This is a genomic window from Stenotrophomonas rhizophila, from assembly GCF_007667275.1.
GTDB classification, from domain to species: Bacteria; Pseudomonadota; Gammaproteobacteria; order Xanthomonadales; family Xanthomonadaceae; genus Stenotrophomonas; species Stenotrophomonas maltophilia_AE.
In genome coordinates this window covers 85,978-109,094 of record NZ_VDQT01000002.1, presented here as the reverse complement: position 1 = coordinate 109,094, position 23,117 = coordinate 85,978, and the positions used below count along the sequence as shown (strand labels likewise).

Below are 23,117 nucleotides of genomic sequence, written 5' to 3'. Positions count from 1 at the left end.
GCGGCGGCCGTCAGGCGGCCGCTTGCCCGGGCAGCAGGCCATGCACGACATCGACGATGTCCTGCACGGTGCGTACCGACTTGAACGCTTCAGGCTGCAGGTTGCGGCCGAGCAGTGGCTTGAGCTGCACGATCAGGTCGACCGCATCGATGCTGTCGATGTCCAGGTCGTCATACAGACGGGCCTGGGGGGTGATCCGTACCGGCTCGATCTCAAAGCTGTCCTTGAGGATCTTGACGATGCGATCGAAAAGTTCGTTCTTGGTCATGGCAAATCCTGACGCGCCGTTACGACGGCTGGCGTGCGGCGACGAAGTCGCTCAATGCACGCACGCTGGAAAAATGGCGACGGGTTTCTTCCGAATCGGCGGACAGGCTGACACCGTACTTTTTCTGCAGGGCCAATCCAAGTTCGAGCGCATCGATCGAATCAAGGCCCAGGCCCTCCACGAACAGGGGCGCCTCGGCGTCGATGTCCTCTGGAGCGATGTCTTCCAATGAAAGCGATGAAATGATCAATTCCTTGATCTCGTGCTCAAGTGCCTGCACGGCTTGGGTCTCCAGCAAAGTCAAAGTAGTGGGCAAGGTGATCGGTCACGCGCCGGGCCGCCAAGGCATCCCCCCTGGGCGTGCCGTCTGCCCCGGTCAGGAAGGGGGCGATCGGGATATCGTCCCCGACTTCCAGCTGAACGTGAAAACGACGTGATGGCACACGATACCATTTCTGGCCCTTGGTCAGCGTGAGCGGCCGGCAGGTGATCCGGACCGGGGTGATGTCGAGCTGGCCCCGCACCGCGATGTTGGCGGCCCCGCGCTGCAGGTGCAGCGGCTGGCCCGGCACGGTCCGGGTGCCCTCGGGGAAGATCACCAGATTGCCCCCCGCCCGTACCGCGGCGATGCAGTCGTCGATCAGCCCCGCGCCGTCGCTGTTGGACACGTACCCGGCGGCCCGGACCGGCCCGCGCATGAACGGGTTGCGCGCGACCGCCTGCTTGACGACGCAATCGGCGTTGGGCAACTGCGCGATCAGCAGGACCACGTCGATCAGCGTGGGGTGGTTGGCCAGGATCAGCAGGCCGTTGCGGCGCAGGCGCTCGGCGCCGTGGATCTCGTAGGTCATCACCCCCAGCCCGCGCATCAGGGCGACGTGGCTGGCGAAACTGAATTGGACCAGCCGGCGTGCCAGGCGGCGGCGCCGGGCGGTATGCCGGATCAGCAGCAGGAGCGGCAACAGCAGCCCGCCCAGCAGCAGCCCGCCGATCCCGAAGACGGCGAAACTGAGACCGGTACCGACCACGCGCCAGGCGTGGTCGAGGCGGGCCTGCCAGCGCTCAGCCATGGCGCTGCCAGGTCCACTGCTGGCCATTGGCCTGGAACTGCAGGCCCGGATCGCCGGACAACAGGAAGCGCAGCGCGTCCAGGCTGTGCGGCAGCGCGCCGGCCGGGCTGTCCTGCCCGCCCTTGCCCCAGCCCAGCGACAGCCGGGTGCCCGGGGCACCGGCGCGGGCCAGCCGCCAGCACCAGGCGAAGAACGGGTCGGGTTCGTCGGCGAAGCCGGCATACACCGCCGGCAGCGGCGACTCATAGGCGACCACGCGCACTTCCGGCGCGCCATCGGCGAGCAGGCCGAAGGCTTCCACGCAGGCGGCCTCCACCGTGCCGCGGCCCCCGGCCAGGGCCAGGTAGTTGCCGCGTTGCCCGCGTGCGATCGAGTACAGGGCGGCCACGGCGTTGTGCACCGACAGCCCGAAGGCGGTGGGTGACATCGCGGTGTCCTGGCGCAGGGTGTCCAGCAGTTCCATCGACCGCGCCACGTCACCGTGGCGGGAAGCGAACACCAGCGGGACCTGGCCGACATCGTCGGCTTGTTCGCACCAGCAGGCGGCCTGGATGGCCATCCGGCCCAGGCGCTCGATGCGGCGACGCTGCATGGCCGGCACTTCAGGCAGCGCCGGCGTGTCGGGCCCCGTGGGCAGTGTCGGCGCCTGCGCCCACGCCTGCCACTCCGATTTCGTGGTCAGTCCCGGTGCCCAGGCCGACCAATCCACAACTGAGAACTCGATCATACGCGCCTGTATTGGACATCGACCGGCGTGCCGGGGCACGCCGCGAAAGGAGCGCACGCTATCATGACACCCTTGGCACTGGCAGCTTTCACAATCTGAAATGAGTAGCACGATCCACAGCGTAGCGGCCGCGCAGGTCTCCACTCCATCGGTAAACCCCGCGCTGTTCCGTGCGTTCTACGCCCCGGCCGCGGCCCGGGACGCTGCCCTGGCCGACCCGCTTACCCTGGCCGTGTTCGGCTTTTCCGCCCCGGCCCCGGCCAGCGACGACCCGCGCTGGCTGTGCGTGCCGCTGGCCGAACAGGGCCCGGCGCAGATCGAGGTCTGGCAGGGCGCGACGCCGGTAAGGCACGGCGTGCGCGCAGGGGTGCGCTGGTCGGCCAATGACACGGTGCTGTTCGGAGCGATCGAGATCGACGAAGTCGAGGACGATATCGAATCAGCCGCAGCCGATGCCTATTCGCAGCTGAGTGGCTTCCTCGCCGACTGCGGGTACCCGCATCTGCTGCGGACCTGGAATTACCTCGACGCGGTGACTGAAGGCGAAGGCGACCAGGAGCGTTACCGGCGCTTCTGCGTGGGCCGCGTGCGCGGGCTGCGCGAGCTGGACGAGGCGGCATTGCCGGCCGCCACCTGCATCGGCCGCTTCGACGGCGTGCGCCGGTTGCAGGTGTACTGGCTGGCCGCGCGCGAGCCGGGCCTGCCGCTGGAAAACCCGCGCCAGGTCAGCGCGTTCCGTTACCCGCGCCAGTACGGCCCGCAGTCGCCCAGCTTCTCGCGCGCGCTGCTGCCGCCGCCCGCTACCGGCCTGCCCCTGCTGCAGTCGGGCACGGCGGCCATCGTCGGGCATGTCTCCCAGCACACCGGGTCGGTGGCCGAACAGCTGGAAGAGACCCTGACCAACCTGCAGAGCCTGGTGGACGCCGCGCGCCTGCAAAGGCCGGGGTTGCCGGCCACGCTGGGGGCGGAATCCGTGTTGAAGGTGTATGTGCGCCGGGCCGAGGACATGCCGGCGATTGCAGCGCGAATGGCCGACCTGCCGGGCAGCCCTGCCTTCGTGGTGCTGCACGCCGAGGTGTGCCGCGCCGAATTGTTGGTCGAGATCGAAGGCCTGCACGGGTGACGCGCGTGACGACCAACGGTCGTCACCTACCGCGTATCGTCTGGCCAGGGATGTGCCGCGTTTCGGCCGGGCCGGGGATGTGCCCCGAATCGTCCGTTCCGGGATGTACCGCACGCCGGTAGGTGACGACCGTTGGTCGTCACCCGGGCCCGGTCAATGGTATCCGGCGTCCGCGCGGACCTTGCCGCGGAATACGCGGTACGACCACGCGGTGTAGCCCAGGATCACCGGCAGCAGCACCACCAGGCCGACCAGGCTGAAGCCCATCGACGAGGCCGGGGCGGCCGCCTGCCACAGGGTCATGCTCGGCGGCAGCAGGTACGGCCACATGCCCAGCACCAGCCCGATGAAGCCCAGCACGAACAGCGCCAGGGTGAGCAGGAACGGCGGCAGGTCGCGGCGCGGGTGCATGGCGCTGCGCCACAGCGCCACCGCCACGGCCAGGGTCAGCAGCGGCACCGGCGACAGCCACCAGAAGTTGCCATCGCTGAACCAGCGCGCCATCAACCGCGAATCCAGGAACGGCAGCCACGCGCTGACCAGCCCCATGAACACGATCACCGCCACCACCAGCGGCCGGGTCAGGGTGCGCGCGAAGGTCTGCTCGCGGCCTTCGGTCTTCAGGATCAGCCAGGTGCTGCCGAGCAGCGCGTAGCCGAACACCACCGCCGCGCCGGTCAGCATCGAGAACGGGCTGAACCAGCCGAACGCCCCGCCCACGTACTGGCCGTCCACGACCTGCAGGCCCTGCACCAGCGCGCCAAGGATCACGCCCTGGGCAAACGCGGCCAGCAGCGAGCCCAGCCCGAAGGCCACGCTCCACAGCCGCCGCGAGCGGTGCGCCTTGAAGCGGAATTCGAATGCCACGCCACGGAACACCAGCGCCACCACCAGCAGCAGGACCGGCAGGTACAGCGCCGACAACAGTGCGGCATAGGCCTTGGGGAAGGCCGCCATCAACCCTGCCCCGCCCAGCACCAGCCAGGTTTCATTGCCGTCCCAGATCGGCGCGGCGGTGTTCATCATCACGTCGAGCTGTTCTTCATCCTCGGCCATCGGCGCGAGGATGCCGATGCCCAGCACGAAACCATCCAGCACCACGTACATCAGCACGCCAAAGCCGATCACCGCGAACCATGCCACCGGCAGCCAGGTCGTCATCTCCATGTCAGCGCTCCTCCAGCGGTTCGTCGGCCCCGGACAGCGGCCGCGCCGGGGTGTGGCTGCCGTCCTCGATCGGCGGCTGGTGGTCGTGCGGCTTCGGGCCGGTGCGGATGATCTTCACCAGGTACCAGATGCCCCAGCCGAACACGAATGCATAGCCGACGACGTACACGCCCAGCGACAGCGCGGTCATCCATGCGCTCTGCGGACCGACCGCATCGGCGGTGCGCAGCACCCCGTACACCACCCACGGCTGGCGGCCCATTTCGGTGACGAACCAGCCCGACACCAGCGCGATGAAGCCGCTGGGCAGCATCCAGTTCCAGCCGCGCACCAGCCATCGCGATTCCAGCAGGCGGCCACGCCACCACTGGAAGGCCGAAGCCCAGGCCAGCAGCAGCATCAGCGTGCCCAGCCCGACCATGATGCGGAAGGCGTAGAACACCGGCACCACCGGCGGGCGCTCACTGGCCGGCACCGAGGTGAGCGGGTCGAAGGTCCCGTCGAGTGAATGGGTCAGGATCAGGCTGCCCAAGCGCGGGATGGCGATCTCGAAATCGTTGCGCTCGGCCTTCTCGTTAGGCACCGCGAACACCACCAGCGGCACCCCTTCGCCCTCGCCTTCGGCATGCCAGTGCGCCTCCACCGCCGCGATCTTCATCGGCTGGTGCTTGAGCGTGTTCAGGCCGTGCATGTCGCCGACGAAAATCTGCACCGGCACGGTGAGCGCGGCGAAGGCCACCGCGGCCAGCAGCATGGTGCGCCCGGCTTCGACATGCTTGCCCTTGCGCAGGTACCACGCGCCGACCCCGCCGATCACGAAGCAGGTGGTGATGAACGAGCCCAGCGCCATGTGCGCGAGGCGGTACGGGAAGGAGGGGTTGAACACCACCTGCCACCAGTCCTGCGGCACCACGATGCCGTCGATGATGGCGTGCCCGGCCGGGGTCTGCAGCCAGCTGTTGGACGACAGGATCCAGAACGTGGACACCAGCGTGCCCAGCGCCACCATGCAGGTGGACAGGAAATGCAGGCGCGGCGAGACCTTGCCCCAGCCGAACATCATCACGCCCAGGAAGCTGGCTTCCAGGAAGAACGCGGTGAGCACTTCATAGGTGAGCAGCGGCCCGATCACGCTGCCGGCCACCTGGCTCAGCCGTGGCCAGTTGGTGCCGAACTGGAAGGCCATGACGATGCCGCTGACCACGCCCATGCCGAAGGACACCGCGAAGATCTTCTGCCAGAAGAAGTACAGCTCGCGCCAGATCGGCTTCTTCGTGCGCAGCCACTGGCCCTCCACGAAGGCGAGCCAGCTGGCCGTGCCGATAGTGAAGGCCGGGAACAGCACATGGAAACTGATGACGAACCCGAACTGGATCCGCGACAACAACAACGCGTCCACGCGACGCCTCCGCAGCATTCTCTGGAATCCGCACCAGTCTGGGCCGATTTCCGTGAAGAGGGCATGCGACCCGGTGACGCGCTGCTTCACTTTGTCGCAGTCTGGAACCCGGCGCGGTGCGGCGTCGCACGACCAACGGTCGTGCGCTACCGGGGGACCGTTCCGGGCGGGCGCTGCCCATTACCTGTGGCCCCCTCCCGGAACGCTTACGGCTGCTACGCTTGGCGGGTTTTTCCTTTACGGTGCTGCCCGCAATGCCCAGAACGCTGCCCTTGTCCCTGCTGCTGCTTGCCGCCCTTGGTGGCGCGGCCCACGCGGCACCGACGCCGATCACCATTGAACAGGCCATGGCCGACCCGGACTGGATCGGTCCGCCGGTCGAGAGCGCCTGGTGGTCGTGGAACAGCCAGCAGGTCGAGTACCAGCTCAAGCGCACCGGCAGCCCGGTCCGCGACACCTTCCGCCAGCCGGTCACCGGCGGCGCCGCCAGCCAGGTCGCCGATGACCAGCGCGGCAGCCTGGACGTGGAAAACCCGGTCTACGACAGCGCCCGCCAGCGCGCCGCGTTCGTGCGCAACGGCGACGTGTTCCTGCGTGACCTGCGCAGCGGCGCCCTGACCCAGCTCACCCGCAGCACCGAGAAGGCCGGTGCGGTCGGCTTCGCCCGCGACGGCGGGGTCATCTGGCGCACCGGCCAGACCTGGTTCCACTGGACCGCCGCCGGCGTGCAGCAGGTGGCCAGCCTGAAGGCCGAAAAGAACCCCGATGACGCCCCCAAGGCCGACGTGCTGCGCGACCAGCAGCTGCGGACCCTGGCCACGCTGCGCAACGACCGCGCCCAGCGCGACGCGCTCAAGCAGCAGGAAGCCAGCTGGCGCCGCGCCGACAGCACCCGTGCACCGGGCCCGGTGTACCTGGGCGCCGAGGTGGAGATCGTCGACAGCGCGCTGTCGCCGGACACCCGCAGCCTCATCGTGGTCACCAAGCCGAAGAGCTTCGATGAAGGCCGCGGCGGCAAGATGCCCAAGTACGTGACCGAATCGGGGTATGAGGAATTCGAGGACACCCGTACCCGGGTGGGCCGCAACGATCCGGAGCCGAACGCGCTGTGGCTGGTCGACGCGGTCACCGGCACGGTCAAGCCGCTGTCGCTGGACAGCCTGCCGGGCATCGGCACCGACCCGCTGGCCTCGATGCGCAAGGCCGCCGGCAAGGATGCGCTGAAGGGCAACCGTTCGGTGCAGGTGCTGGGCGGCCCCGGCGCGCCCGGCGTGCGCTGGAGCGCCGACGGCCAGCAGGCCGCGATCCTGCTGCGCGCCAACGACAACAAGGACCGCTGGATCGCCAGCGTCAGCCCGACCGAGGCGAAACTGCAGAACCGCCACCGCCTCACCGACGCGGCCTGGATCAACTGGAGCTTCAACGATTTCGGCTGGTCCAGCGACAACCGCACGCTGTGGCTGCTGTCGGAAGAATCGGGCTATTCGCACCTGTACACCCAGCAGGGCACGGCCAGGCCGCAGGCGATCACCAGCGGCAAATGGGAAACCTCGATGCCGGTGCCCAGCGCCGATGGCCGTGGCTTCTACGTGCTGTGCAACCAGCAGGCGCCGGGCGACTACGAGGTGTGCGCGGTGGACACCGCCTCGCGCCAGGTGCGTGAGCTGACCTCGCTCAACGGCGTGGAAGACTTCTCGCTGTCGCCGGACGGCCAGCAGCTGCTGGTGCGCTACTCCGGCGCCTACCTGCCGGCGCAGCTGGCGGTGGTGCCCACTGCCGGCGGCCAGGCCAAGGTGCTGACCGATACCCGCAGCGCCGCCTTCAAGGCGCGCCAGTGGATCCAGCCCAAGCTGGTGCAGGTGCCTTCGAAGCACGGCGCCGGCGTGGTCTGGGCCAAGTACTACGGCCCGGAGAACCTGGAGCCGGGCAAGAAGTACCCGATCGCCATGTTCGTGCACGGCGCCGGTTACCTGCAGAACGTGCACCAGCGCTACCCCGCCTACTTCCGCGAGCAGATGTTCCACAACCTGCTGGTGCAGCAGGGCTACGTGGTGCTGGACATGGATTACCGCGGCAGCGAGGGCTACGGCCGCGACTGGCGCACCGCGATCTACCGCAACATGGGCCACCCGGAACTGGAAGACTACAAGGACGGCCTCGAGTGGCTGGTCGCCACCCAGCAGGGTGACCGCGACCACGCCGGCATCTACGGTGGCTCCTACGGCGGCTTCATGACCTTCATGGCGCTGTTCCGTTCGCCGGGCACGTTCAAGGCCGGCGCCGCGCTGCGCCCGGTGGTGGACTGGCACCAGTACAACCACGGCTACACCGCCAACATCCTCAACACCCCGGACATCGACCCGGAGGCGTACCGCGTCTCCTCGCCGATCGAATACGCCGAAGGCCTGCAGGACCACCTGCTGATCGCGCACGGGATGATGGACGACAACGTGTTCTTCCAGGACTCGGTCAACCTCACCCAGAAGCTGATCGAGCTGCACAAGGACAACTGGAGCATCGCGCCCTACCCGCTGGAGCGCCATGGCTACGTGCGTGCCGATTCCTGGCTGGACCAGTACAAGCGCATCCTCAAGCTGTTCGAAGAGAACCTGAAGTGAGCCACGACGCGGCGACGATACGGATCGTCGCCGCGGTCATCTGCGACGCCCACCAGCGCGTGCTGGTGGTGCGCAAGCAGGGCTCGGCGGTGTTCATCCAGCCGGGCGGCAAGCCCGAGCCGGGCGAAGCCACGCTGGCCGCGCTGGCGCGCGAGCTGGACGAAGAGCTGGGCGTGCAGCTGGACCCGGCCACGGCCGTGCCGCTGGGCGCGTTCAGCGATTGGGCCGTCCATGAACCCGGCTGCCGGGTGCAGGCCCAGGCCTGGTGGGTACAGGTACTGGGCACGCCGCAGGCGCGCGCCGAAATCGCCGAACTGGCGTGGGTACCCCTGCAGCCACCGCATGGCCGCCGCTTGGCACCGTTGAGCGAAGACCATATCCTGCCGGCGGCCAGGCGCGTGATCGTGCCAGGCTGACCCCACTGCTCACTGCCAGGACACCGGATGTCGTCTTCCTACCCCCCGTTGTTGCCGACTGCTGCCGCTGCAACTGCCGCCCCGATCGGCGACGCTGCGCCCCGCTTCCTGGCCCCGCTGGCCAAGTCGGTACTGGTGGTGTGCATCGTCTCTGCCGTGTGCTGGGCCGGCTGCGCGGTTCTGGCCGTACTGCTGGGCAACTCGGCGTGGCTGCACGACCTGCTGCAGGGCGCCGACCTGTCCTGGATGCCGCCGTCGCTGCGCTGGTTCGGCCGGCATGCCGTGGCGGTGAACCTGTGGCTGTTCGCCCTGTGCGTGGCCGGCGCCATCGCCTGCTGGGGGCTCCTGCGCCGGCAGCGCTGGGCGCTGTGGACCTTCATCGTGCTGCTGGTGCTGACCGCGCTGCTCAACTTCGTCGGCGCCTGGGTCATCGACGACATCTTCCGCTACCTGATCGTGCACCTGCCGCAGCACGTGGGCGCCGAGGATGCCAGCCAGCTCCGCCACGACCTGCGCATCAACCGCGTGCTCTACACCGGCATCACCGTGCTGACCGCGCTGGCCTTCGCCGTCCTGCATGGCTGGCTGCTGGTGCGCGTGCTGCGCCCGGACGTGCAGCGGTGGTTCAAGCGTTGATGCCGGATCCGGCGCGGCCGCGTGCGGTACATTACCGCCATGAACGATTTCGACCGCGTCCGCGCCTACCTCATCGATCTGCAGGACCGCATCTGCACCGCCATTGAAACCGCCGACGGCCAGGCCCGCTTCGCCGAGGACGTCTGGCAGCGTGCCGAAGGCGGTGGCGGGCGCACCCGCATCCTGCGCGATGGCGCGGTGTTCGAGCAGGCCGGCATCGGCTTCTCCGACGTTTCGGGTACCCGCCTGCCGCCATCGGCCTCGGCCAACCGGCCGGAACTGGCCGGTGCCTCGTGGCGCGCCACCGGCGTGTCGCTGGTGTTCCACCCGCGCAACCCGTACCTGCCCACCACCCACGCCAACGTGCGCTACTTCAGTGCCGAACGCGATGGTGAGCAGGTGGCATCGTGGTTCGGCGGCGGCTTCGACCTGACCCCGTTCTATCCGTTCGACGAAGACGTGCAGCACTGGCACCAGGTCGCCCACGACCTGTGCGCGCCGTTCGGTGAAGAACGCTATGCGGCGCACAAGCGCTGGTGCGACGAATACTTCTTCCTGCGCCACCGCAATGAAACGCGCGGCGTGGGCGGGCTGTTCTTCGACGACCTGCACGGCGACTTCGAACGCGATTTCGATTACCTGCGCGCGGTCGGCGACGGCTTCCTGCAGGCCTACCTGCCGATCGTGGAGCGGCGCAAGGAGGCCGCGTACGGGGAGCGCGAGCGCGAGTTCCAGCTGTACCGCCGTGGCCGCTACGTGGAATTCAACCTGGTCTACGACCGCGGCACCCTGTTCGGCCTGCAGAGCGGTGGCCGCAGCGAAAGCATCCTGATGAGCCTGCCCCCACGCGTGCGCTGGGAGTATGGGTTCCAGCCGGAGCCCGGCAGCGCCGAAGCGCGGCTGGGCGATTACCTGGTGCCGCGCGACTGGCTCAGCCTGGGCTGAGCGGGTCCGCGCTGCCATCGAGCTGCGCTGCATACGCCGCCTGCGCCTTGCACGCTTTGTCCAGGTAATGGGCGTACTCCTGCTGCGCGTTGCTGATCACACTGCATTCGTCGCCATCGAACAGGCCGGCGCCGCAATACACGCGGCCCGATGCCGCCAGCGCTTCGTGCCGTCGAATCACCTCGCCTAGGTAGTTGCGGGCTGCTTCCAGCTTGCCTTCGGTGCGCACCAGGTACTTCAACTGCTTCTGCAACTCGCGGCGTTGCGTCTCCGGATGCAGGCGCCTGAAGATGCGCAGCCGCCACGAGCGCGGCCCGTTGGCCACCGCGGTAGGTAGCGCACGCGAGGGCGGCAGCCGCCTGGGGGCAGCGTCCTCTCTCAATCCCTCGGCATAGGGAGGAGGGGGATCCGCGTCCTGCCCCATCACCTGGGCGTAGGTCGGCGGCGGGGAAGACGCCCGCATCGCCTCGTGATGTGACGGGGGCATGCCGTGCAGCTGCCGGTTGGCTGCCCGGCCTTCCTCGTACACGGGGACCCACCGCCGGGGGGTGCCGACGGGCGAGGGGGAAGTGGCGGGGATATCAAACGGCATCGCGAGCATCTCCTTTGCGCGGGCCAGCCGGACGGCGGCCACTGATACCGGCGATTGCAGCAGCAGGCTTCCGGCTGCGCTTCCAGGTTTCGATCTTTGGCGGCCGGCGCTACCGCTTCCGCGTCACGATGGTGATGTGGCCGTTGATTTCCAGCAGCGCCATGGAGACCTCGCTGATGTGCGCGCAGCCCTGCTGGCGCATGGCCGCCTCCACGTCCGCACGGGTGACCAGTTCGCGCCGCAGCACCGAGTCCAGCAGCTTGCCGTCACGCGCGATCAGCACCGGCTCGCCTTCCACCAGCGCTTCAATACGGCGGCTGCGCTGGCTGAGCCAGCCCACGCCGTAGTTGAGTGAGATCAGGGTAGCCGCGAGCAGCAGGCCGCCGCCGAGCGAGGTGTCCTTGCCAAGCAGCGCGTTCTGCACCGCGTTGCCCAACAGCACGATCAGCAGCACGTCGAACGGGGTGATCTGGCCCAGCGCGCGCTTGCCCGACAGGCGGACCATGCCGAGTACGACCACGTACACCACGACGGCGCGCAGGATGAATTCCCACCAGGGCATGGCCAGGTCGAACAGGTCGCTCATCGGGGGTTTCCTTGGGTACTGCTGGCAGCATGGGCGTGTGGCGTGCCAGAGGCAATCGGCATCGCTTGGGCCGGCCAACGGCCGGCGCTACCCCATTGCCGTGTGGGGAGCCCAAAATAAAAAGCCCCGCCGACCAGGGGGAGGTCAGCGGGGCCGGGGAACGGGCGCTTGGGGAGGAGCCCCCGTTCCGAGATCTGCTCCAGGGGATGGGAGAGATCCACAACAGGCGTTGCGCCTGTCGAGGTCTATAAAAGCACCTTGAACATTGATGATTCGTGAAGGCTGCCAATTAATACTCGGGTGAATCTTGAAACATTCATCCAAGAGTCAGTTTCTAGCCCGGGAATGGACCAATTCAGCTTTTGTAACGTGATTTGGGTCTCAATGTGCCTCATCCCAGTTATCGCCGACACCCGCGTCAACCACCAGCGGAACCCGCAATTGCGCCGAAGACGACATTAGTTCCACCACCTGCGAGCGCAAGGTTTCCAGAAACTCGCTTTCGGTTTCGAATACCAGTTCATCGTGCACCTGCAGAATCATCCGCGCGCGCCCGCCCTGGCCCTGCAGCCAGTCGTCCACCTTCACCATGGCGCGCTTGATGATGTCCGCGGCGGTGCCCTGCATGGGCGCATTGATCGCCGCACGTTCGGCGCCGGCGCGCAGGCCCTGGTTGCGGGCGTGAATGTCATTCAGATAAAGCCGGCGTCCTTCCAGCGTTTCCACATAGCCCTGGTCACGCGCCTGCTGGCGCATGCGTTCCATGAAGTCGCGCACGCCGGGGTAGCGGCTGAAATACAGGGCCACGTAGTCCTGCGCCTGGCCACGGTCGATGCCCAGGTTGCGGGCCAGCCCGAACGCGCTCATGCCATACATCAGGCCGAAGTTGATCGCCTTGGCGGCGCGGCGCTCGTTCGGGGTGACCTCGTCCAGCGCGCGGCTGAACACCTCGGCGGCGGTGGCGCGGTGCACGTCCACGCCCTGCTCGAAGGCGCGCACCAGGCCCGGGTCCTCGGACAGGTGGGCCATGATCCGCAGTTCGATCTGCGAGTAATCGCAGGCCAGCAGCTTGTGCCCTGGCGGGGCCACGAAGGCGCGGCGGATGCGGCGGCCGTCCTCGGTGCGGATCGGGATGTTCTGCAGGTTCGGGTCGGAGGAGGACAGGCGACCGGTGGCCGCACCGGACTGGTGGTAGCTGGTGTGGACCCGGCCGGTGTCGGGGTTGACCATCTCGGGCAGCTTGTCGGTGTAGGTGCTGCGCAGCTTGGCCAGGCCACGGTACTCCAGGATCACCCGCGGCAGCTCGTGCTGTTCGGCAATTGCCTCCAGCGCCTCTTCGTTGGTGCTGGGCTGGCCCTTGGGGGTCTTCACCAGCGCCGGCAGCTTCAGCTCGTCGAACAGCACCGCTTGCAGCTGCTTGGGCGAGTCCAGGCTGAAGGTGCGCCCGGCCAGCTCGGTGGCCTTCTGCTGTGCGGCCAGCATGCGCGCGCCCAGGTCCTGGCTCTGCCGGCGCAGCTCGGCGCTGTCGATATAGACGCCGTTGGCCTCGATCCGGGCCAGCACCGGTACCAGCGGCATTTCGATGCTGCGGTACACGTTGTCCAGCGACGCCGATTCCAGCAGCTGCGGATGCAGCACCCGGTGCAGGCGCAGGGTGATGTCGGCGTCCTCGGCCGCGTAGCGGCTGGCTTCGTCCAGCCCCACCTGCGAGAACGGGATCTGCTTGGCCCCCTTGCCGGCCACGTCCTCGAACTTGATCGTGGTGTAGCCCAGGTAGCGCATCGCCAGCGAATCCATGTCGTGGCGGGTGGCGGTGGAATTGAGCACGAAGCTCTCGAGCATGGTGTCGTCGTGATAGCCCTTCACGTCCACGCCATGGCGGCGCAGCACGTGCAGGTCGTACTTGCCGTGCTGGCCGAGCTTCTTCTTGTCCGGGTTCTCCAGCAGCGGGCGCAGCGCGTCCAGCACCTGGCCGCGCGGCAGCTGCGCCGGGGCGCCCGGGTAGTCATGCCCGACCGGGATGTAGGCGGCCTTGCCCGGTTCCACGGCCAGGCTGATGCCGACCAGGTTGGCGCGCATGGCATCCAGCGCGTCGGTCTCGGTGTCGAAGGCGATCAGCTCGGCCGCCTCGGCGCGGGCCACCCAGGCCTGCAGCTGCTCGGTGGTGAGCACGGTCTCGTACTCGCCCGGAGCGGACAGCGCCGCGTCCAGCGCCGGGGCCGGCTCGGCGGCCGCGCCCCGGGCGTAGCCGGCGGCGGTGCCGCGCAGGCTCACCGGGGCCTCGCTGGCCGCGGCGGGCGCCGGGACCGGGCCACCCAGTTCCTTCAGCGCCTGGGTGAAGCCATAGCGCAGGTACAGCTCGCCCAGTGCGGGCACGTCCGGGTCGCGCAGCGCCAGGGTCTGCGGGCTGGCCTCCAGCGCCACGTCGGTGCGGATGGTGACCAGTTCGCGGTTGAGCGGCAGCCGATCCAGCGCCGCGCGCAGGTTCTCGCCGATCTTGCCCTTCATGCCGGGGGCGGCGGCCATCACCCCGTCCAGGGTCTGGTACTCGGCCAGCCATTTGGCGGCGGTCTTGGGCCCGCACTTCTCCACGCCGGGCACGTTGTCCACGGCATCGCCCATCAAGGCCAGCAGGTCGACGATCTGGTCGGCGCGCACGCCGAACTTGTCCATCACCGTGGCGTCCGAATCCATGCGGCTGCCGGTCATGGTGTTGACCAGTTCGATGCCCGGGCGCACCAGCTGGGCGAAGTCCTTGTCGCCGGTGGAGATGGTGACGGTCATGCCGTCGCGGTGGCCCTGCAGTGCCAGCGTGCCGATCACATCGTCGGCCTCCACGCCGGGGATGCGCAGGATGGTCAGGCCCAGCGCCTCGACGATCTGGCACATCGGCTCGATCTGCGGGCGCAGGTCGTCGGGCATCGGCGGGCGGTTGGCCTTGTAGTCGGCGTACAGGTCGTCACGGAAGGTCTTGCCGGGCGCGTCGACCACGAAGGCGACGTACTCGGGGCGCTCCTTCAGCGTGGCGCGCAGCATGTTGACCACGCCGAACAGCGCGCCGGTGGGTTCACCGGCGGCATTGGTCAGCGGCGGAAGCGCGTGGAACGCGCGATACAGGTAACTGGACCCGTCAATCAGGACTAATCGGCTCATGCGACGATTCTACGCGCCCCGCCATGGCCGGTTACGGCACCGGCGTCACGGGGCATGGGGCATAATCGAGGCTCCCCCGCTCCAGGAACCGTGGTCCATGAAGACTCTGATGCTGGCAGGTCTGCTTGTGTTGGCTGGTTGTGCGACCACTGGGGGCAGCGCCGGCGCACCGCCGGTCGATGTCACCGGCGCCGATGTCGCCAGGCGCGTCATGGACAACGGCGACACCATCGAGGAATACCGGGTGGCCGGCCAGCTGCGCATGGTCAAGGTGACCCCGTCGCGCGGCGCCCCGTACTACATGTACGAAGGCGGCCAGACCGGCGGCGACCGCAGCAAGGACGGGGTGTCGCCGGTGTACTGGAAGCTCTACAGCTGGTAAGCCGGCCCCGTGCCCGGTCTGCCTGCCGCCCTGGAATGCCTGCCCGCCGTACCTGATGACGACTCCCGAACGCCGCAAGCCCATTGATTCCGCCGCCCTGCGCGACGGGCTGACTGCCGAGCAGCGCCAGGCCGTGGAGACCCTGGAGCACTTCGGCTGGGCACTGCGCTTCGTGCGCCGCCCGCTGTTCCGCGACCCGATACCGGTCCTGTTCGACCGCAGCGGCGAGCGCTACGTGGTGCTGCAGCCCGATGGCAGCCTGGACGAATCGCAGACGCTGAAGATACGGCCGTAGCGCGGGGCTCTGCGAGCAGCCGGGCAGAGCCCGGCGCTACGGGATGCTTGCAGGGCAGAGCCCGGCGCTACCGGATGACCAGGACCGGCACGCTGCTGCGCGCCAGCACTTCGGCGGTCTGGCTGCCCAGCAGCACCCGGGTCACGCCGCGGCGGCCGTGCGAGGTCATCACGATCAGGTCGCTGCTGCGCTCGGTGGCGGTATCGATGATGCCGTCGGCGGCGTAGCGGTCCAGCACGTGCACGGTGGTGGCCCGCAGGCCCTGCGCTTCGCAGGCGGCCTTGGCCGGGGCCAGGACCTTCTGCGCGGTTTCTTCGCGGTCGGCCTTGTACTCGGGGCTGTTGGTGTAGCCCACGCTCCAGCCCATCGCGTCATACATGCCCACCGCCCACGGCTCGGACACGGTGACGATGTCGACCTCGGCGTTGAGGTCGCGGGCCAGTTCCAGGCCCTTGAGCAGGCCCTTTTCGGACAGCTCGGAGCCATCGGTGGCAATCAGGATCCGCTTGTACATGAAACGCTCCTTGGCGAAGGCAGTGGGGACACCATTGCACACCCGGCGTGGAGACGATGCCTTGAGCGGGATCAATCGGCGGCGTCCACCCCTCCACCGCGCTGCATGGATGACGCAGGGCGCCGGCGTGTCGCCAGCAGGCCCACCACCGCCACGCCAGCCGCGGTCAGCCAGAACACCCAGCCCTCCAGGACCAGGCCGGGCACTGCGGCTGGCGGCGCGCAGCGCAGGTGAACCAGGTCCAGGCGGCCGCCGCTGTCCAGGCACGCAGTCACCTGCTCGAACAGGGCCAGCACCGGTGCCGCCCAGCCCGCCGACAGTGTCAGCGCGACCAGGGTCGCCATCAGGTACGGAATTCCCTTGTTCATGTGCATGCTCCCAGCAGACAGCGCCAGACTCTGGGCGCACGACCGGGGACCGACAAGCGGCACGCGACGAAGCAGGTGAAAACGGGGATGAGTCGCGTTTGAGCGGCGGTAGAGCCGACTGTCAGTCGGCTGCTCTCCCGTCGGATGCGCGGCGGCTGGGGTGCTGGGGTGCCGAGTTGCCGACCAACGGTCGGCGCTACCGGGGTCAGGCGATCTGAACCACCCGTGCGCCCTGGCACAGCGGGTAGCTGGCCAGCAGGTCGGCGATGCGCTCGGCCATGGTGTCGAATGAGGCGCCATACAGGTACAGCGCGGTTTCGCTCGGGCCCTGCCACCAGCTGCAGACTTCGCCGTGGCCGTCGATGCGCTCGACGATCTGGTCGAACACGTAGTTCGAGTCGCACTGTTCGTAGACCTCATCGGGCAGGTCGGTGCCATTGAGGTACAGGCCCAGGCCTTCGGTGATGCCGAACGCCAGGTCGGGCTCACCTTCGCGCTGGATCAGCGAGCCCTTGGGGGCGCCAAGCTGTTCGAGGGCTTCGATCAGGTTGGGCAGCGCGGCGGCATCGTGCAGCTGGATCTCCAGGTCGCCGTATTCAACCTCGCCTTCCTCCGACAGCGCGGTGCCACCGCCCATGATCTCGCCGATCCCGGCACCTTCCAGCATCGCGTCGAGCGGGTCTTCGAACAGCTGCAAGCGATGTTCGGGCTGCAGGCGGGCATTGAGCTTTACGTTGATGGCGACAGGGGTGGCAGACATGGGATTACCTGAAAAGGGAGGGGGAATGTAGAGCCACGCCCTGCGTGGCTGAGGTGCCCGTGGATCGCGCAGCCACGCAGGGCGCGGCGCTACGGCAGGTGTGGGATGACCTTCTTCTTCAACAGCTCCACCAGCTCCGACTGCATGAAGTCGTAGTCGTCGGGGATATCAAGGCAGACCACCCGCTTCCCGTTCAACCACTGCCGGTGCCGGCTGGCCAGCCGCGTGCGGTGCGCCTGCTCCATCACGAAGATGACGTCCGCCCACTGCAACAGCTCGGGGCTGACCGGCACATCGGCATCGGCGAGCACGCCGGCCGAGGCCGTCTCCACGCCCGGCCAGTTCGCGAACACCTGCTCGGCCGTGGGGCTGCGCAGGCGGTTCTGGCTGCAGAGGAAGAGCACATGGCGGGTCATCCGTGACACGCCCGGTCAGATCACGGTGAGGTTGGCGTACGCCATCACCAGCCACTTGCTGCCGGCCTCGGCGAACTCCACCTGCACGCGCGCATGCGCGCCGCTTCCTTCGTAGTCGGTGACCATGCCTTCGCCGAACTTCGCGTGGGTGACCAGGGCGCCGAGCTTGAGCGGGGGTGCCTCCAGCGCGGCGTGGCTGGCCGGGCGGCTGGCACCGAGCGAGGCACCGCGCGAGACCTGCACCTTGGGCCGAACTTCGTTGAGCAGCTCACGCGGGATCTCGCGCAGGAAGCGCGACGGCACGTTGTAGTTTTCCTGGCCATGGATGCGGCGCGATTCGGCGTAGCTGAGCACCAGTTTGTGGCGCGCACGGGTGATGCCCACGTAGGCCAGCCGGCGCTCTTCCTCCAGCCGGCCGCTTTCTTCCAGCGACCGCGCGCTCGGGAACAGGCCGTCTTCCATGCCGGCCAGGAACACCAGCGGGAATTCCAGGCCCTTGGCCGAGTGCAGGGTCATCAGCTGCACGCCCTCCTCGCCGGCCTGGGCCTGGCCTTCGCCCGCCTCCAGCGAGGCGTAGGACAGGAACGCGACCAGCTCGCTCATGTTCTCGGCGCCTTCCTCGACATCATCCTCGCGCCGGGTGAAGCGCGAGGCCACCGACACCAGTTCGTCCAGGTTGTCCGCGCGCGATTCCGAATCCAGCGCGTTGCGGCTTTCCTTCGACCAGTGCTCGCGCAGGCCGGAACGGATCAGCACGTGGTCGATGCGCTCGGCCAGGGTCATCTCGCCGGCTTCGTGCTCCAGCTGGTTGACCAGGGTGAGGAAGCCGGCCAGCGCGTTGCGCGCGCGGGCGGCAAGTTCGTTGCCCTGGGTGGTGAGCATGGTGGCTTCCCACAGCGAAATCGCCTGGCTGCGGGCCAGCCGACGGACCTCGTCCAGGGTGCGGTCGCCAATGCCACGGGTGGGCGTGTTGACCGCGCGCTCGAAGGCGGCGTCATCGTTGCGGTTGGTCATCAGGCGCAGGTAGGCCAGCGCGTCCTTGATTTCGGCACGTTCAAAGAAGCGCATGCCGCCGTACACGCGGTACGGCACCTGCTCGGAGAGCAGCGCTTCTTCGAACGCACGCGACTGGGCGTTGCTGCGGTAGAGCACGGCGGCGTCGCCATAGCTGCCGCCGTCGCGCACCCACTGCCGCGCGCGCTCGACCACGTAGCGCGCCTCGTCCATTTCGTTGTAGGCCGCGTACAGGTCGATCGGCTCGCCGTCGCCGCTGTCGGTCCACAGCTCCTTGCCGATCCGGTCCGGGTTGTGCGCGATCACTGCGTTGGCCGCGCCCAGGATGTTGGCGCTGGAGCGGTAGTTCTGCTCCAGCCGCACGGTCTGCGCGCCCGGGAAGTCCTTCAGGAAGCGCTGCACGTTTTCGACCTTGGCGCCGCGCCAGCCATAGATGGCCTGGTCGTCGTCGCCGACCACGAACACGTGCCCGCTGTCGCCGGCCAGCACGCGCACGAAGGCGTACTGGATGGCGTTGGTGTCCTGGAACTCGTCGACCAGGATCTCGCGGAAGCGCGAGCGGTAATGCGCCAGCAGCGCCGGGTTGTCGCGCAGCAGTTCGTGCGCGCGCAGCAGCAGCTCGGCGAAATCGACCAGCCCGGCGCGGTCGCAGCGCTCCTGGTAGGCCGCATAGGCCTGCCGCATCGTCTCCAGCCACGCATCGTTGGGCTCGGGCTGGATGTGCTGCGGACGCCGGCCTTCGTCCTTCTGCTCGTTGATCCACCACGCGATCTGCTTGGGCGGATGCTTGCTGTCGTCGATCTCCAGCTGCTGCACCACGCGCTTGACCATGCGCAGCTGGTCGTCCGAATCGAGCACCTGGAAGCTGTCGGGCAGCTTGGCTTCGGTGTGGTGCAGACGCAGCAGGCGGTGGGCCAGGCCGTGGAAGGTGCCGATCCACGCGCCGCGGCTGCCCTGCGGCAACTGTGCATCGATGCGGTGGCGCATTTCGCCGGCCGCCTTGTTGGTGAAGGTCACCGCGAAAATGCCATGCATGGGCACGCCGCAGACTTCGTTGAGCCAGGCGATGCGGTGGATCAGTACGCGGGTCTTGCCGGAACCGGCACCGGCAAGCACCAGATGGTGGCCGGGCGGGGCGGACACAGCTTCGCGCTGGGCGGGGTTGAGCCCGTCGAGCAAGTGGGAGACATCCATGCGGTCATTTTACCCCGCCGACCCGCCCGGGGGGGGGCGGCCCGGGCAACCCGTTCACGGTAGGTCACGACCGTGGGTCGTGACGCGTCAACGCAGCTTTGGCGGCCTGTTGCGCCTGACTCCGAAGCTCCGGAATGGCCAGGCTTTCCCACAGCGTACCGATGCGCAGGCTGCCCACCACCTGCACGCCCGGCTGCGCCTGCCCCTGCGCATCGCGCAGGGCGCCGTCCACGTCGCTGTCCAGGCCCAGCCCGTGCGGTCCGGGGCGCGCATGGCCGTCGGCCAGCAGCTGCTGCAGCAGCGGGTTGCGCATCGCCAGCGCGCGCGTCTCCACGCCGGTGGCGTTGATCACCGCGCCGACGTTCAGTGGCGCCAGCGCGCCGGCCGCGCCGTGCGCGTGCACCTGCAGGGTACTGCCCTGTACCAGCAGCGTGCCCAGCCGCGCCCGATGGCGTTGCAGCTGTCCGCTCCGTTCCAGCGCATCCACCTGCGCGTGCACGGATTCGGCGATGCGATGGCGATGCACATCCCAGTAGCGCACCACGTGGCGCAGGAAACGGCGCTGGTCGGCGCCATCCAGGCTCTGCCACAGGGCCTGGCCCAACGGGCGGATGCGGTCCATCACGCCCTGCCAGGGCACGCCCTGCGCCGCCGCCTCACGCGCATGGGCGCGCAGCGCCCGCAGCCGGGCACGCAGCGGCATGGCCAGCAGCGGCTGCGGATCGAAGCGGGCAATGCCGCCATGCGCGTGCGGCAACGGCAGCAGCGCGTGCCGCGACAGCACGTGGATGCGGCCGCGATGCCCGGCGGCAGCGAGTGCCACCACGCTGTCGGCCATGCTCAGCCCGGAACCGATGATCGCCAGGTCGCCGGCGCCGGCCAGCATGCGCACGCCGTCGTAATCCCAGGCATCCACGACCCGCCCGGGTGGCAGCGCGTCGGCACCGGGCACCGGGAGCGGGCGCATGCTGTTGCCACAGGCCAGCACCACACCCCGGGCCTGCCAGCTGCTGCCGTCGGCCAGCGCCAGCACGTTAAGCGACGCCTTCGGGTGCAATGCGACCACCGCCTCATGCACCACCTGCAGACGCGCCGGGCTCTGCGCCTGGGCCTGCTCGAGGCGCTGCTGCAGGTATGCGGCGTAGTGGCGGCGCGCAACGAAGGTGTCGGCCAGTTCCGCGCGCGACACGCCCGGCACCGCGTCGGCCTGCAGCAGGAAGTCGAGGAAGTCGCCCGGCTGGTCCGGCAGGCCGGTCATTTTGCCGGCCGGCACGTTGAGCAGGTGCTCCGGCCAGGGCGTGGCATAGGCGATGCCCTGGCCCGCCGTGGAGGCCGGTTCGAACAGCACCACGTGGAGTGCGGCGCTGGCGCTGCGCAGCGCGTTGAGCGCGACCAGGGCGCCGGCCGCGCCGCCGCCGACGATGGCCAGGTCTGCCTGGCGGGTGGAATCAGGTGCGGTCATGCGCTGCATTGTAGGTCATGCGCGTGGACCATCCGTTGCGCTACATCAGCGCATCGGCCAGCCGCGCGATGCCCTCGCGGCTGCGCTTCCATGCAGGGCGCTGGCGCCAGGTGGCCAGCTCGACCGTGCGGGACTGGCGCAGATACTCGTTCTCGATCTCGATCAGCTGTCGCACCAGCCCTGCGTCGTAGCAGAGCATGCCGATCTCGGCATTCAGCGCGAACGAGCGGATGTCCAGGTTGATCGAGCCGACCAGCGCGATGTCCTCGTCCACGGTCAGGTGCTTGGCGTGCAGGAAGTGCGGTTCGTACAGCGCGATGCGCACGCCGGCGCGCAGCAGTTCGTCGTAGTACGCCTCCTGCGCCCACGCGGTGAGGCGCTGGTTGTTGCTGGCCGAGAGGATCAACTGCACCTGCACGCCGGACAACGCGGCGATGCGCAGTGCGCTGAGCGTGGCTTCGTCGGGCACGAAGTACGGCGTGACCAATACGATGCGGCGGCGCGCCAGGTGGATCAGCGCATTCACCGCATCGCGCGCGTTGCTGAAGGGATACGCCGGGCCGCTGGGCAGCAGCTGGGTCGGCACGTCATCGGCGCAGACCGGCTCCACCATCATCACCTCCAGGCGTTGGCCGGTCTCCATGTACCAGTCGCTGGCGAACACCGCCTCCAGGTGCGCCACCGCCGGACCGCGCACGCGCGCCACCAGTTCGCGGTTCGGAAACCCGGGCACGAAGCCGGGCTGGGCCAGGTTCTGCGAACCGATGTAGCCCACCCGGTTGTCGATCACCGCGATCTTGCGGTGGTTGCGCAGGTCCATGCGCCCGCTGCGCCGCCAGCGCAGCCCGCCCGGCAACATGGCGCGTACGTCCACGCCCAGCGCTTGCAGGCGGTGGCGATAGCGGCGCAGGCCGCGTTTGGCACCCACCGCATCCAGCAGCAGGCGGCACTGCACACCCCGTGCGGCGGCACGTTGCAGGGCATCGACGATGGCGTCGCCCACGGCGTCGTCGAACATCAGGTAATAGAGCAGGTGCACGCGGTCGCGGGCCTGGTCAATGTCGTCCAGCAATGCCTGCAGCGAGGCGTCGTAGTCGGTCAGCAGCTCCACCGCATTGCCGTGCACCGGCATGAAATCGCCCTGGCGTTCGACCAGCGGGACCATTTCGGCGGTGGCGGTGTCGGCCCGCGGCGTCCAGCGCAGCGGGGGCTGCAGGGCCTGTTCTTCGCGGATCACCTGCGACGCCTCGGCCTGGCGCTGCACGCGCTGGCGCGACAGCCAAGGGTGGCCGAACAGCAGGTACAGCGGCAGCCCCAACAAGGGTACGAAGCCCACCAGCAGCAGCCAGCTGCGCGCCGCGCCCGGGGTGGTGCGGCTGGGAATCCACAACAGCGCGGCCAACCGGATCAGCCAGTCCAGCAGCAACAACCAGGAACCCAGCAGCCATTCGAACAGCATCGGTTCGCCCGTTTGGGGGTGTCCCCCCATTCTGCCAACAAAAAACCCGCCGTGGAGGCGGGTTTTTCGTGGGCATCGAGCAATCCGGTAAGGGATTACTTGATCTTGCCTTCCTTGTACGGGACGTGCTTGCGCACGACCGGATCGTACTTCGAGAATTCCATCTTCCCGGGGGTGTTCTTCTTGTTCTTGTCGGTCGTGTAGAAGTGACCGGTACCGGCGGTCGAAATCATACGGACCTTATCGCGCTTGCCTGCCATGATCGTCTACTCCTCAGACCTTTTCGCCGCGCGCACGCAGCTCAGCCAGAACGGAATCGATGCCGTTCTTGTCGATGGTGCGCAGTGCATGCGCGGAAACACGAAGCTTGACCCAGCGGTTTTCGCTGGCGACCCAGAAGCGGCGCTCGTGCAGGTTGGGCAGGAAACGACGACGGGTCTTGTTGTTGGCGTGCGAGACGTTGTTACCCGTCTGCACTCGCTTGCCGGAAACTTGGCATACGCGGGACATTGCGCACCTCGATGAAAGTATGTGTCAGCCCATAGCCCGGGCG

The 23,117-nt window shown here is 68.3% G+C and carries 25 protein-coding genes; 7 read left to right on the top strand and 18 right to left on the bottom strand.

The window, feature by feature from the left end:
• Window positions 1-10: 10 nt before the first annotated feature.
• The 4 genes from FSZ13_RS06625 to FSZ13_RS06610 are packed head-to-tail and all read right to left on the bottom strand — an operon-like array spanning window position 11 to window position 2,065.
• Complete coding sequence (locus tag FSZ13_RS06625; protein WP_102946213.1) at window positions 11-268, bottom strand: acyl carrier protein; 258 nt, start codon at window positions 266-268, stop codon at window positions 11-13.
• A gap of 19 nt (window positions 269-287) precedes the next feature.
• Entirely contained in the window at window positions 288-548 is a 261-nt protein-coding gene (locus FSZ13_RS06620; protein ID WP_145478668.1) for a phosphopantetheine-binding protein, read from the bottom strand.
• Window positions 535-1,338, bottom strand: a complete 804-nt coding sequence (locus FSZ13_RS06615) for a lysophospholipid acyltransferase family protein (protein WP_145478667.1) — start codon at window positions 1,336-1,338, stop codon at window positions 535-537. Before FSZ13_RS06615 ends, FSZ13_RS06620 begins: the two co-directional genes overlap by 14 nt.
• The gene (locus FSZ13_RS06610) at window positions 1,331-2,065 is read right to left on the bottom strand and encodes a beta-ketoacyl synthase chain length factor (protein WP_145478666.1); all 735 of its coding nucleotides are present in this window, start codon (window positions 2,063-2,065) and stop codon (window positions 1,331-1,333) included. Before FSZ13_RS06610 ends, FSZ13_RS06615 begins: the two co-directional genes overlap by 8 nt.
• A 100-nt stretch (window positions 2,066-2,165) precedes the next feature.
• Between FSZ13_RS06610 and FSZ13_RS06605 the strand changes: the two genes are divergently transcribed.
• A complete protein-coding gene (locus FSZ13_RS06605; protein ID WP_260844110.1) occupies window positions 2,166-3,188 on the top strand; it encodes a pteridine-dependent deoxygenase in 1,023 nt (340 codons plus the stop codon).
• A 153-nt stretch (window positions 3,189-3,341) separates the two neighbouring features.
• Here the strand turns inward: FSZ13_RS06605 and cydB are convergent, their stop codons facing one another.
• Together cydB and FSZ13_RS06595 are read right to left on the bottom strand one after the other, a co-directional pair.
• Window positions 3,342-4,355: a cytochrome d ubiquinol oxidase subunit II gene (gene cydB / locus FSZ13_RS06600; protein ID WP_145478664.1), complete on the bottom strand. Its 1,014-nt coding sequence runs from the start codon at window positions 4,353-4,355 to the stop codon at window positions 3,342-3,344.
• Window position 4,356: 1 nt separating this feature from the next.
• Complete coding sequence (locus FSZ13_RS06595; protein WP_145479482.1) at window positions 4,357-5,754, bottom strand: cytochrome ubiquinol oxidase subunit I; 1,398 nt, start codon at window positions 5,752-5,754, stop codon at window positions 4,357-4,359.
• Window positions 5,755-6,008: 254 nt separating this feature from the next.
• Here FSZ13_RS06595 and FSZ13_RS06590 point away from each other — a divergent pair, with 254 nt between their 5' ends.
• The 4 genes from FSZ13_RS06590 to hemF are packed head-to-tail and all read left to right on the top strand — an operon-like array spanning window position 6,009 to window position 10,369.
• Window positions 6,009-8,372 (top strand): S9 family peptidase, encoded by a 2,364-nt coding sequence (locus tag FSZ13_RS06590; RefSeq protein ID WP_186308861.1) that lies wholly within the window; start codon window positions 6,009-6,011, stop codon window positions 8,370-8,372.
• On the top strand, window positions 8,369-8,788 hold the full coding sequence (locus FSZ13_RS06585; RefSeq protein ID WP_145478662.1) for an NUDIX hydrolase: 420 nt from the start codon (window positions 8,369-8,371) through the stop codon (window positions 8,786-8,788). Before FSZ13_RS06590 ends, FSZ13_RS06585 begins: the two co-directional genes overlap by 4 nt.
• Window positions 8,789-8,815: 27 nt before the next feature.
• Window positions 8,816-9,424: a hypothetical protein gene (locus tag FSZ13_RS06580; RefSeq protein WP_145478661.1), complete on the top strand. Its 609-nt coding sequence runs from the start codon at window positions 8,816-8,818 to the stop codon at window positions 9,422-9,424.
• A 39-nt stretch (window positions 9,425-9,463) separates the two neighbouring features.
• Entirely contained in the window at window positions 9,464-10,369 is a 906-nt protein-coding gene (hemF, locus tag FSZ13_RS06575) for an oxygen-dependent coproporphyrinogen oxidase (protein WP_145478659.1), read from the top strand.
• Here hemF and FSZ13_RS06570 read toward each other — a convergent pair.
• The 3 genes from FSZ13_RS06570 to polA form a co-directional block, all read right to left on the bottom strand.
• Window positions 10,356-10,856, bottom strand: coding sequence for a hypothetical protein (locus FSZ13_RS06570; RefSeq protein ID WP_145478657.1), 501 nt, complete (start codon window positions 10,854-10,856; stop codon window positions 10,356-10,358). The two genes, hemF and FSZ13_RS06570, sit on opposite strands and share 14 nt — an antisense overlap.
• A gap of 214 nt (window positions 10,857-11,070) precedes the next feature.
• Window positions 11,071-11,547 carry a DUF421 domain-containing protein gene (locus FSZ13_RS06565; protein WP_145478655.1) on the bottom strand — a complete coding sequence of 159 codons (477 nt, stop codon included), beginning with the start codon at window positions 11,545-11,547 and terminating at the stop codon, window positions 11,071-11,073.
• A 381-nt stretch (window positions 11,548-11,928) separates the two neighbouring features.
• Window positions 11,929-14,700: a DNA polymerase I gene (gene polA, locus FSZ13_RS06560; RefSeq protein ID WP_145478653.1), complete on the bottom strand. Its 2,772-nt coding sequence runs from the start codon at window positions 14,698-14,700 to the stop codon at window positions 11,929-11,931.
• A 97-nt stretch (window positions 14,701-14,797) separates the two neighbouring features.
• Here polA and FSZ13_RS06555 point away from each other — a divergent pair, with 97 nt between their 5' ends.
• Window positions 14,798-15,082 (top strand): DUF2782 domain-containing protein, encoded by a 285-nt coding sequence (locus tag FSZ13_RS06555; RefSeq protein WP_145478651.1) that lies wholly within the window; start codon window positions 14,798-14,800, stop codon window positions 15,080-15,082.
• A 55-nt stretch (window positions 15,083-15,137) separates the two neighbouring features.
• On the top strand, window positions 15,138-15,377 hold the full coding sequence (locus FSZ13_RS06550) for a hypothetical protein (protein ID WP_145478649.1): 240 nt from the start codon (window positions 15,138-15,140) through the stop codon (window positions 15,375-15,377).
• Window positions 15,378-15,444: 67 nt separating this feature from the next.
• Here the strand turns inward: FSZ13_RS06550 and FSZ13_RS06545 are convergent, their stop codons facing one another.
• The 9 genes from FSZ13_RS06545 to rpmB all read right to left on the bottom strand — a co-directional run bounded on the left by FSZ13_RS06545 (window position 15,445) and on the right by rpmB (window position 23,074).
• Window positions 15,445-15,891, bottom strand: coding sequence for a universal stress protein (locus tag FSZ13_RS06545; protein ID WP_145478647.1), 447 nt, complete (start codon window positions 15,889-15,891; stop codon window positions 15,445-15,447).
• 71 nt (window positions 15,892-15,962) lie between these two features.
• Entirely contained in the window at window positions 15,963-16,259 is a 297-nt protein-coding gene (locus tag FSZ13_RS06540; protein WP_145478645.1) for a hypothetical protein, read from the bottom strand.
• A gap of 205 nt (window positions 16,260-16,464) precedes the next feature.
• Window positions 16,465-17,019, bottom strand: a complete 555-nt coding sequence (locus FSZ13_RS06535; RefSeq protein ID WP_145478644.1) for a hypothetical protein — start codon at window positions 17,017-17,019, stop codon at window positions 16,465-16,467.
• A gap of 89 nt (window positions 17,020-17,108) precedes the next feature.
• Window positions 17,109-17,435: a low molecular weight protein tyrosine phosphatase family protein gene (locus tag FSZ13_RS06530; RefSeq protein ID WP_145478642.1), complete on the bottom strand. Its 327-nt coding sequence runs from the start codon at window positions 17,433-17,435 to the stop codon at window positions 17,109-17,111.
• A 15-nt stretch (window positions 17,436-17,450) separates the two neighbouring features.
• Window positions 17,451-19,643: a DNA helicase II gene (uvrD, locus tag FSZ13_RS06525; RefSeq protein ID WP_145478641.1), complete on the bottom strand. Its 2,193-nt coding sequence runs from the start codon at window positions 19,641-19,643 to the stop codon at window positions 17,451-17,453.
• Window positions 19,644-19,707: 64 nt separating this feature from the next.
• The gene (locus FSZ13_RS06520) at window positions 19,708-21,105 is read right to left on the bottom strand and encodes an FAD/NAD(P)-binding protein (RefSeq protein ID WP_145478639.1); all 1,398 of its coding nucleotides are present in this window, start codon (window positions 21,103-21,105) and stop codon (window positions 19,708-19,710) included.
• 40 nt (window positions 21,106-21,145) lie between these two features.
• Window positions 21,146-22,564, bottom strand: coding sequence for a cardiolipin synthase (cls, locus tag FSZ13_RS06515; RefSeq protein ID WP_145478637.1), 1,419 nt, complete (start codon window positions 22,562-22,564; stop codon window positions 21,146-21,148).
• A 95-nt stretch (window positions 22,565-22,659) separates the two neighbouring features.
• Complete coding sequence (gene rpmG / locus FSZ13_RS06510; RefSeq protein WP_170272460.1) at window positions 22,660-22,827, bottom strand: 50S ribosomal protein L33; 168 nt, start codon at window positions 22,825-22,827, stop codon at window positions 22,660-22,662.
• A 10-nt stretch (window positions 22,828-22,837) separates the two neighbouring features.
• A complete protein-coding gene (rpmB, locus tag FSZ13_RS06505) occupies window positions 22,838-23,074 on the bottom strand; it encodes a 50S ribosomal protein L28 (RefSeq protein WP_005411638.1) in 237 nt (78 codons plus the stop codon).
• Window positions 23,075-23,117 lie beyond the last annotated feature (43 nt).

Bases quoted from the DNA above. Each gene is read 5' to 3' on its own strand.
- cydB (WP_145478664.1), bottom strand. From the start codon at position 4,355: ATGGAGATGACGACCTGGCTGCCGGTGGCATGGTTCGCGGTGATCGGC.
- polA (WP_145478653.1), bottom strand. From the start codon at position 14,700: ATGAGCCGATTAGTCCTGATTGACGGGTCCAGTTACCTGTATCGCGCG.
- FSZ13_RS06590 (WP_186308861.1), top strand. From the start codon at position 6,009: ATGCCCAGAACGCTGCCCTTGTCCCTGCTGCTGCTTGCCGCCCTTGGT.
- FSZ13_RS06530 (WP_145478642.1), bottom strand. From the start codon at position 17,435: ATGACCCGCCATGTGCTCTTCCTCTGCAGCCAGAACCGCCTGCGCAGC.
- FSZ13_RS06520 (WP_145478639.1), bottom strand. From the start codon at position 21,105: ATGACCGCACCTGATTCCACCCGCCAGGCAGACCTGGCCATCGTCGGC.
- FSZ13_RS06570 (WP_145478657.1), bottom strand. From the start codon at position 10,856: ATGCCCCCGTCACATCACGAGGCGATGCGGGCGTCTTCCCCGCCGCCG.
- FSZ13_RS06545 (WP_145478647.1), bottom strand. From the start codon at position 15,891: ATGTACAAGCGGATCCTGATTGCCACCGATGGCTCCGAGCTGTCCGAA.
- rpmB (WP_005411638.1), bottom strand. From the start codon at position 23,074: ATGTCCCGCGTATGCCAAGTTTCCGGCAAGCGAGTGCAGACGGGTAAC.
- FSZ13_RS06610 (WP_145478666.1), bottom strand. From the start codon at position 2,065: ATGATCGAGTTCTCAGTTGTGGATTGGTCGGCCTGGGCACCGGGACTG.
- hemF (WP_145478659.1), top strand. From the start codon at position 9,464: ATGAACGATTTCGACCGCGTCCGCGCCTACCTCATCGATCTGCAGGAC.
- FSZ13_RS06550 (WP_145478649.1), top strand. From the start codon at position 15,138: ATGACGACTCCCGAACGCCGCAAGCCCATTGATTCCGCCGCCCTGCGC.
- FSZ13_RS06615 (WP_145478667.1), bottom strand. From the start codon at position 1,338: ATGGCTGAGCGCTGGCAGGCCCGCCTCGACCACGCCTGGCGCGTGGTC.
- FSZ13_RS06625 (WP_102946213.1), bottom strand. From the start codon at position 268: ATGACCAAGAACGAACTTTTCGATCGCATCGTCAAGATCCTCAAGGAC.
- FSZ13_RS06605 (WP_260844110.1), top strand. From the start codon at position 2,166: ATGAGTAGCACGATCCACAGCGTAGCGGCCGCGCAGGTCTCCACTCCA.
- cls (WP_145478637.1), bottom strand. From the start codon at position 22,564: ATGCTGTTCGAATGGCTGCTGGGTTCCTGGTTGTTGCTGCTGGACTGG.
- FSZ13_RS06535 (WP_145478644.1), bottom strand. From the start codon at position 17,019: ATGTCTGCCACCCCTGTCGCCATCAACGTAAAGCTCAATGCCCGCCTG.
- FSZ13_RS06540 (WP_145478645.1), bottom strand. From the start codon at position 16,259: ATGAACAAGGGAATTCCGTACCTGATGGCGACCCTGGTCGCGCTGACA.
- FSZ13_RS06580 (WP_145478661.1), top strand. From the start codon at position 8,816: ATGTCGTCTTCCTACCCCCCGTTGTTGCCGACTGCTGCCGCTGCAACT.
- FSZ13_RS06555 (WP_145478651.1), top strand. From the start codon at position 14,798: ATGAAGACTCTGATGCTGGCAGGTCTGCTTGTGTTGGCTGGTTGTGCG.
- uvrD (WP_145478641.1), bottom strand. From the start codon at position 19,643: ATGGATGTCTCCCACTTGCTCGACGGGCTCAACCCCGCCCAGCGCGAA.
- FSZ13_RS06565 (WP_145478655.1), bottom strand. From the start codon at position 11,547: ATGAGCGACCTGTTCGACCTGGCCATGCCCTGGTGGGAATTCATCCTG.